The organism is Stutzerimonas azotifigens DSM 17556, assembly GCF_000425625.1.
GTDB lineage: Bacteria > Pseudomonadota > Gammaproteobacteria > Pseudomonadales > Pseudomonadaceae > Stutzerimonas > Stutzerimonas azotifigens.
The window spans coordinates 47,146-55,380 of the sequence record NZ_KE384425.1 but is presented as its reverse complement, the minus strand read 5'-3'; the positions used below and the strand labels follow the sequence as shown (position 1 = coordinate 55,380).

General features: G+C 69.2%; 9 protein-coding genes. 6 read left to right on the top strand and 3 right to left on the bottom strand.

The window, feature by feature from the left end; translation table 11 throughout:
* Nucleotides 1-291 (top strand): integrase core domain-containing protein (locus H610_RS24440; protein ID WP_043239411.1); only part of this gene is annotated, 291 nt, incomplete at its 5' end.
* A 241-nt stretch (nt 292-532) separates the two neighbouring features.
* On the opposite strand, the gene H610_RS0122545 is transcribed toward H610_RS24440, so the two are convergent.
* The gene (locus H610_RS0122545) at nt 533-1,261 is read right to left on the bottom strand and encodes a sulfite exporter TauE/SafE family protein (protein WP_028241778.1); all 729 of its coding nucleotides are present in this window, start codon (nt 1,259-1,261) and stop codon (nt 533-535) included.
* Nucleotides 1,262-1,551: 290 nt separating this feature from the next.
* Here H610_RS0122545 and H610_RS0122540 point away from each other — a divergent pair, with 290 nt between their 5' ends.
* The 5 genes from H610_RS0122540 (at nt 1,552) to ureC (ending at nt 5,510) form a co-directional block, all read left to right on the top strand.
* A complete protein-coding gene (locus tag H610_RS0122540) occupies nt 1,552-2,385 on the top strand; it encodes an urease accessory protein UreD (RefSeq protein ID WP_028241777.1) in 834 nt (277 codons plus the stop codon).
* A 151-nt stretch (nt 2,386-2,536) separates the two neighbouring features.
* Nucleotides 2,537-2,839 (top strand): urease subunit gamma, encoded by a 303-nt coding sequence (ureA, locus tag H610_RS0122535; RefSeq protein ID WP_028241776.1) that lies wholly within the window; start codon nt 2,537-2,539, stop codon nt 2,837-2,839.
* A 19-nt stretch (nt 2,840-2,858) separates the two neighbouring features.
* Entirely contained in the window at nt 2,859-3,371 is a 513-nt protein-coding gene (locus H610_RS0122530; protein WP_028241775.1) for a GNAT family N-acetyltransferase, read from the top strand.
* Nucleotides 3,368-3,673, top strand: coding sequence for an urease subunit beta (locus H610_RS0122525; RefSeq protein WP_028241774.1), 306 nt, complete (start codon nt 3,368-3,370; stop codon nt 3,671-3,673). The genes H610_RS0122530 and H610_RS0122525 overlap by 4 nt, the downstream gene beginning before the upstream one ends.
* Nucleotides 3,674-3,809: 136 nt before the next feature.
* Nucleotides 3,810-5,510, top strand: coding sequence for an urease subunit alpha (gene ureC / locus H610_RS0122520; protein WP_028241773.1), 1,701 nt, complete (start codon nt 3,810-3,812; stop codon nt 5,508-5,510).
* A 500-nt stretch (nt 5,511-6,010) separates the two neighbouring features.
* Here ureC and H610_RS0122515 read toward each other — a convergent pair whose 3' ends face one another.
* On the bottom strand, nt 6,011-7,345 hold the full coding sequence (locus tag H610_RS0122515) for an APC family permease (protein ID WP_028241772.1): 1,335 nt from the start codon (nt 7,343-7,345) through the stop codon (nt 6,011-6,013).
* A 2-nt stretch (nt 7,346-7,347) separates the two neighbouring features.
* On the bottom strand, nt 7,348-8,139 hold the full coding sequence (locus H610_RS0122510) for a methyltransferase domain-containing protein (RefSeq protein WP_028241771.1): 792 nt from the start codon (nt 8,137-8,139) through the stop codon (nt 7,348-7,350).
* Nucleotides 8,140-8,235 lie beyond the last annotated feature (96 nt).

The following is an 8,235-nucleotide window of genomic DNA, read 5'->3' as shown; positions in this document are numbered from 1 at the left end:
AGCGAAGCTTATCGTACGCTGCTCAGCCGACATGGCCTGCTCCTGAGCATGAGTCGCAAAGGAAACTGCTGGGACAATGCCGTGATGGAGCGATTCTTCCTGAACCTGAAAATGGAGCGGGTCTGGCAAGCTGACTATGCCAACCAGGCCGAGGCCATGGCCGACATCGCCGACTATATCGTCGGTTTCTACAACAACGTGCGCCTGCACTCCAGCCTGGGCTACATGCCGCCCACCCGCTATGAGCGCAGGCCATCCATACAACCTATCGCAGTGTCCGAAATTATTTGACCACCACACAGCCCTCACCCGCCCTTCGGGCACCCTCTTCCGAGGGACAGGGGTTGCAGTGATATCAGCGGCGGGCTTGCAGGCTTGCGGCCTGCAGGCTTGTTCCCCTCTCCCCCCGGGAGAGGGGCCAGGGGTGAGGGAGCCGGCAACCGCATGGCTCCGACCTGCCCTCACCCGCCCTTCGGGAACCCTTTCCCGAGGGAGAGGGATATCGGTGGCGGCCTTCGGCCGCGCCTTGCTTTTAGTCCAGCAACCGCATCACGCCGTTGACCAGCGACGCGGCGGAGAACGCCACCAGCAACACTCCCACCACCACCTGCATCGGCAGTGGCTGCCAGCGCCGGTGCAGGAACTGGCCGGCCAGGTTGCCGAGCACCGCCGGCAGCAACAGGCTCAGCGCCAGCGCCAGGTGTTCCCGGCCGAGTACGTCGAGCGCCCACAGGCCGAGCAGCGAACAGGCGCTGCTGGCGACGAAGAACAGGATCGCGGTCGCGCGCAGGCGGGCGGCGTCCAGACCGGTGCGCAGCAGGTAGAGGATCAGCGGCGGGCCGCCGGCCGAGGCCATGGTCATTGCCAGCCCCGAGGCGAGTCCTGCCGGCAGTGCGCCGCGCCCGTCCGGGCCGGCGGTCGATACGGCCGGCGGCCGCCACAGCACGGTCAGCCCTCCGAGCAGACAGAACAGGGCGATGACCGGCGCCATCCACTCGGCCGGCACCACCGACAGCAGCAGCGCGCCGAGCGGCACCGCCGCCAGCATGCCGAGGATCAGCCGGGAGCCGATGGGCACGTGGAAGTTGCGTAACGCCGCCGGCCAGAGGCTGACGGAACAGGCCAGGTCGAGCATGAGCGCCACCGGCACCACCTGCGCCGGCGTCAGGCGGGTCAGCAGGCCGAGCGCCAGCAGCATGGAGAAGCCGAATCCGCTGTAACCGCGCACCAGCCCGGCGGCAAAGGCCAGCAGCGTGAACATGGATCACTCCAGCATGGGACATGGGCGACCTTAACCACGGCGGTCAGGCGCAGCCAGGGCCAGTACCCCTCTCCGGCCTGGCCAGCACATAGCACCAAAATGGATCGTGCAGCTCCATAAAGCATTAAATTGCACAAACAAGGTGCACACCATACAGCAACACGGCGCTCCGGTCCCGCCTCGCCCGCGGCCGGCAGCCGCGGCACGACCGCCAACGGCGCACCGGTATGGCGCAGAAGGCACGACAATTGCTCGTAGCAGGCCTATCGACGCCACGGCCCACGCGACGCATGACCGCACTGACCTCCGTCTTCACCCCGCACTGGCAGGCCGAGCTGGAACTCGGCTACGCACGCATCGGCGGCGCCACCCGGCCGGTGCTGCGCCGGCACAGCGGGCCGTTGCGCGTGCAGAAGCACCTGTATGCCGAGGGGCCGGAAGTCTGCCAGCACATCGTCGTGCATCCGCCCGGCGGCATTGCCGGCGGCGACCGCCTGGCGATCCGCGCCGCCGTCGGCGATGGCGCCTGGACCCAGCTGACCAGCCCCGGCGCAGCCAAGTGGTACCGTGCCGCGGGCCCGGCCTTCCAGACGCTGGAACTGCGGGTCGGGGCCGGCGCCACGCTGGAGTGGCTGCCGCAGGAGACCATCGTCTACGCCGGCGCGCAGCCGGAACTCGACACCCGCATTTCGCTGGAAGACGACGCCCGGCTGTTCTACTGGGACATGGTCGCGCTCGGCCGCCCGGCCAGCGGCGAGCGCTTCGACAGCGGGCGCTTGCGCGCACGCCTGGACATCCGCCGCGACGGCCGGCTGCTGTGGCACGAGCGCCAGCGCGTCGAGGGCGGCGACGCCCTGCTCGACTCGCCGATCGGCCTCGCCGGGCAGCCGGTGTTCGCCACGCTGATCGCCAGCGGGGAGATCGACGCGGACCTGCTCGAGCGCTGTCGCCAGCTGGACACCCCGGTGCGCGGCGACCTGACCCAGCTGCCCGGCCTGCTGGTCGCGCGCTGCCTGGCGAGCGAGGCGCTGCACGCGCGCGCCTGGCTGATCGAACTCTGGCGCCTGCTGCGCCCGGCGCTGCTTGGCCGCGAAGCGATGCCGCCACGTATATGGAGCACCTGAACAGAAGAACCGGTGGGTAAGGCTTCGCCGTTACCCACCCTACGCATCGCCGGTCGTAGGGTGGAAAACCGCGCAGCGTTTTCCACCGATACGGACCGAAGAACACCTCGGTGGGCAAGCCTCCCGTTGCCCACCCCAGACTGGAGCCGGTATGGACCTGACACCGAGAGAGAAAGACAAGCTGCTGATCTTCACCGCCGGCCTGGTCGCCGAGCGCCGCCTCGCCCGCGGGCTGAAGCTCAACTACCCGGAAGCCATGGCCTACATTTCCGCGGCGCTGCTCGAGGGTGCGCGCGACGGCCAGACGGTGGCCGAGCTGATGCACTACGGCACCACCCTGCTCAGCCGCGAGCAGGTGATGGAAGGCGTGCCGGAGATGATCCCGGAAATCCAGATCGAAGCCACCTTCCCGGACGGAACCAAGCTGGTCACGGTGCATCAACCCATCCCGTGACCGTCACAGGAACCGATCCATGCTGATTCGACACGCGCACGCAGACGATTTGCCGGGCATCCTGCAGATCTACAACGACGCGGTGGAGCGCACCACCGCGATCTGGAACGAGCAGCCGGCCGACCTCGACAACCGCCGCCGCTGGCTCGAGGAACGCCAGCAGCAGGGCTTTCCCGTGCTGGTCGCGGTCGACGAGCAGGGCCAGGTCTGCGGCTACGCCACCTACGGGCCCTGGCGGCCGCACGACGGCTACCGCCACACGGTGGAGAACTCCGTCTACGTGCGCGAGGACCAGCGCGGCGGCGGCATCGGCCGGGCGCTGATGGTCGAGCTCATCGCGCATGCGCGGCAGGCCGGCAAGCACGTCATGGTCGCGGCGATCGAAAGCGACAACCGCGCCTCGGTGCACATGCACCAGCAACTCGGTTTCATCCACGTCGGGCAGATGCGCCAGGTCGGCTGCAAGTTCGGCCGCTGGCTGGACCTGACCTTCATGCAACTGATCCTGAACCCCAAGCGGAGCACGCCATGATTCCCGGCGAATACCAGATCCAGGACGGCGACATCGAGCTCAACGCCGGCCGTCGCACCCTCACCCTGACGGTGGCCAACAGCGGCGACCGGCCCATCCAGGTCGGCTCGCACTACCACTTCTACGAGACCAACGACGCCCTGACCTTCGACCGCGAACAGGCGCGTGGCATGCGCCTGAACATCGCCGCCGGCACCGCGGTGCGCTTCGAACCGGGCCAGAGCCGCGACGTGGAGCTGGTCGAACTGGCCGGCAAGCGCGTGGTGTACGGGTTTGCCGGAAGGGTGATGGGAAAGCTTTGAAAAAGCCGCTGGAGGCTCGGGGCTTGAGGCTGAACGCAAAGCGGTACCAACGCGCGCTCGCCTCTTCGTCAAGCCTACAGCCTTCCAGCCTCCAGCGAAGAGGGCTCGCGCCCGACGTTCAGAAAGGAACACAAGCATGAAAATTTCACGTGCCGCTTACGCCGACATGTTCGGCCCGACCGTCGGCGACAAGGTGCGCCTGGCCGACAGCGACCTGTGGATCGAGGTCGAGAAGGATTTCACCACCTACGGCGAAGAAGTGAAGTTCGGCGGCGGCAAGGTGATCCGCGACGGTATGGGCCAGGGCCAGCTGCCGGCCGCCGAAGTGGTCGACACCCTGATCACCAACGCGCTGATCCTCGACCACTGGGGCGTGGTCAAGGCCGACGTCGGCCTGAAGGACGGGCGCATCGCCGCCATCGGCAAGGCCGGCAACCCGGACATCCAGCCCGACGTGACCATCGCCGTCGGCGCCGCCACCGAAGTGATCGCCGGCGAGGGCATGATCCTCACCGCCGGCGGCATCGACTCGCACATCCACTTCATCTGCCCGCAGCAGATCGAGGAAGCGCTGATGAGCGGGGTGACCACCATGATCGGCGGCGGCACCGGCCCGGCCACCGGCACCAACGCCACCACGGTCACGCCCGGGCCCTGGCACATGGCGCGGATGCTCCAGGCCGCCGACGCCTTCCCGATGAACATCGGCTTCACCGGCAAGGGCAACGCCTCGCTGCCGGACCCCCTGATCGAGCAGATCCGCGCCGGCGCCATCGGCCTCAAGCTGCACGAGGACTGGGGCACCACCCCGGCGGCGATCGACAACTGCCTGTCGGTCGCCGACCAGTACGACATCCAGGTGGCCATCCACACCGACACGCTCAACGAGTCGGGCTTCGTCGAGACCACGCTGGGCGCGTTCAAGGGCCGTACCATCCACACCTACCACACCGAGGGCGCCGGCGGCGGCCATGCGCCGGACATCATCAAGGCCTGCGGCTTCGCCAACGTGCTGCCCAGTTCGACCAACCCGACCCGGCCGTTCACCCGCAACACCATCGACGAGCACCTGGACATGCTCATGGTCTGCCACCACCTCGACCCGAGCATCGCCGAGGACGTGGCCTTCGCCGAGAGCCGCATCCGCCGCGAGACCATCGCCGCCGAGGACATCCTCCACGACCTCGGCGCCTTCTCCATGATCAGCTCGGACAGCCAGGCCATGGGCCGCGTGGGCGAAGTCATCACCCGCACCTGGCAGACCGCCGACAAGATGAAGAAGCAGCGCGGCGCACTGGCCGAGGATGCCCCGGGCAACGACAACTTCCGCGCCCGCCGCTACATCGCCAAGTACACCATCAACCCGGCGATCACCCACGGCATCAGCCACGAGGTGGGCTCCATCGAGGTGGGCAAGTGGGCCGACCTGGTGCTCTGGCGCCCGGCCTTCTTCGGCGTCAAGCCGTCGCTGATCCTCAAGGGCGGGGTGATCGCCGCCAGCCTCATGGGCGACGCCAACGCCTCCATCCCCACCCCGCAGCCGGTGCACTACCGGCCGATGTTCGGCAGCTACGGCGGTAGCCTGCACAAGAGCAGCCTGACCTTCATCAGCCAGGCGGCGATGGACGCGGGCGTGCCGCAGCAGCTCGGGCTGAAGAAGCAGATCGGCGTGGTCAGGGGCTGCCGCTCGGTGCAGAAGAGCGACCTGGTGCTCAACGGCTACACCCCGACCATCGACGTCGACCCGCAGAATTACCAGGTCAAGGCCGACGGCCAGCTGCTCTGGTGCGAGCCGGCCGAGGTGCTGCCGATGGCGCAACGCTACTTCCTGTTCTGAGGCGCCGCCTGCCTGTGTGTGGGCTCGACCGCGAACAAGGCCGGTATCAGCGCGTAGGGTGTAGCAGCGTAGGCGGCGTTCCGCTTCAGCCCACCGGTTTCCCGGTTCAAGCGGCCATTGGTGGGCTGAAGCCCACCCTACCAACCCCCTCGCCCACCGGGCGAGGCGCGCGCAAGCGTTCCCTCATCCGGCCTCCGGCCACCTTCTCCCGCGGGAGAAGGGACAAAGCGCCCGCCGCTGCCTGTGGCTGCGGCGAGCACCTGTAGGAGCAGGCTCTGCCTGCGACCGCACCTGCACGTCGCCACGAACCAACACCCGACCACTCCCTGTCCCTCGGGAGAGGGCCGGGGTGCGGGTTGATCTGCCGAGTCATGGCTCGGTGAGCTGAAGCGGAGCGCCGCCCAGCCCACCTTGGTCCGGATCTGTAGGAGCGAGCTCGCTCGCGAACGCAGCCGCACCGTGCCACAGGCCAACGCCAAGCCCCTTTCCTGACGATTGCCTCAATCCCGCGGCGCCGCCAGCGGTGCCCGCCGCAGCCACAGCAGCGGCAGTCCCAGCAGCAGCACCAGCAGCCCGACCAGCGCTCCCGCGCCGGCATAGAGCGTGCTCGACCAGAACAGCCCGAGGCAGACCAGCGCGAACAGCAGCGGCAGCCAGGGGTACAGCGGCACCCGGAACGGCCGCGGCTGCTGCGGCAGCGTCCGGCGCAGGCGCAGCAGGGCCAGCACCGTGAGCAGCATGAACAGCCAGAACACCGGCGCGGTGTAGGCGACCATGCTCTGCACGGCGTTTTCGCTGACCGCGCCGAACAGCACCAGCAGCAGGGTGATGGCACCCTGCACCAGCAGCGCGCGCACCGGGGTCGCGCCGCGGTCGTTCCAGGTGCCGAGCATGGCCAGCTGCGGCACGTCGCGCCCGAGCGCGTAGTACACGCGCGCGCCGGTGAGGATGGTGGCGTTGAGGGTGCTGAGCGCGGTGATGCAGATCAGCCCGCCGAGCAGCGCCTCGCCCGGCGGACCGGCCACCCGCCGCATCAGCTCGGCGCCGACCGCATCGGCCTGGCGCAGTCCGTCCAGCCCGAAGACGTGGAGAAAGGCGAGGTTGGCCAGCAGGTACAGCGCCATCACCAGCAGCGTGCCGTACAGCAGCACCCGGCTCATGCTGCGCGACGGTTCGCGCAGCTCGCCGGACAGGTAGGCCGCCTCGTTCCAGCCGCCGTAGGTCAGCAGCACGAACACCAGGCCCATGCCCAGCAGGCCGGGCGAGAGGCCCGGCCCCTGCCCCGCCGGCGCCACCTCGGCCGCCGCGTCGGCGCCGAGCCCCGCCACGGCCATGCCCAGCACGCCGAGCACGGTGACCGTGCTCAGCAGCAGTTGCAGGCGCTTGGACTCGGGGGTGCCGACCATGTTGAGGGCGGTCAGCAGCACCACTGCCAAGGCCGCGTGCAGCGCCGCGCCCTGCGCTCCGAGCGGCAGCAGCCGCTGCGCATACTCGGCGTAGATGAAGGCCACCGCGGCGATCGCGCCGGTCTGGATCACGGTGCCCCGGGCCCAGGCGAACAGAAGCGCCAGGCGGGCGCCCCAGGCCCGGTGCAGGTAATGGTATTCGCCGCCCTCGTGGGGAAAGGCCGCCCCCAGCTCGGCGTAGCACAGGGCACCGGCGAGCATCAGCAGGCCGCCGGCGAGCCACAGGCCGAGGTACACCAGATGGCTGTCGGCATGCTGCGCGATCAGCGGCGGGAAGCCGAAGATGCCGACCCCGACCACCACGCCGACCAGCACGGCGACGCCGTCGACGACCGACAGCCCGGGCCGGGACCGCGTTCGGGCATCCATGTTCAGCTGCGCTCGGCGCTCCAGCCGGCAACCGCCCCCTCGCCCTCGACCGCCTGGATGCGGTCGTCGTCGACCTGGCCGACGTAGCGCTGGCCGCCGATGTCGAGCTGCAGCTGGGCGCCGCGCAGGCGGCCCTCCACGGGCACCGACTGGCCGTCGATCCGCGCGGTGCCTTCCACCTGCTGGAAGCGCTGCTGCAGGTCCAGGTCGACGGACCTACCCTCGGTCTCCAGCTCCCAGTGCCCGTCCACCTTGGCCGGCACGATCCACAGGAACACGTAGTTGCCGCCGACGTTGGCGGTCTCGTCGGCGTCCCAGTCGTCCATCATGAAGGCGTGCGAGACCACCCGGGTGCCGGGCTCGAGGGTGTCGAGGATCACCGGCCGCAGCTGCAGGTTGATGCGCGGCAGCAGGTACATGGTCAGCACCGTGGCGTCGGAGATGTCCTTCTCGAACAGGTCGCCCTGCTCGAAGCGCACGCGGTCCTGCACCCCGGCCGCCTCGGCGTTGGCCTCGGCCTCGCGCACGCGATCGGGGTCGATGTCGACGCCCAGCGCCTCGCGGGCGCGGAAGTCCTTCACCGCCGAGATGGCGATGCGGCCGTCGCCGGAACCGAGGTCGATCACGTAGTCGTCCGGCTGCACGTCGGCCAGCTCCAGCATGCGCTGGACCACGGCCTCCGGCGTGGGCACGTAGGGCACGTCGAGTTTCGGGGCGGTCTGGGCGTGGCCGGTCGCGGCGGCGAGCAGCAGCACGAACGGCAGGACGCGCAGACGGGGGCGGGCAGGTGTCATCGGCGGGTCTCCTTGAGCAAGAGGGTGGCCTTGCGACTTCAGGCAAAGCACCGGACCGATGGCGTGGCGGCAGGTTCGACCCTGCCGGAAAAGATT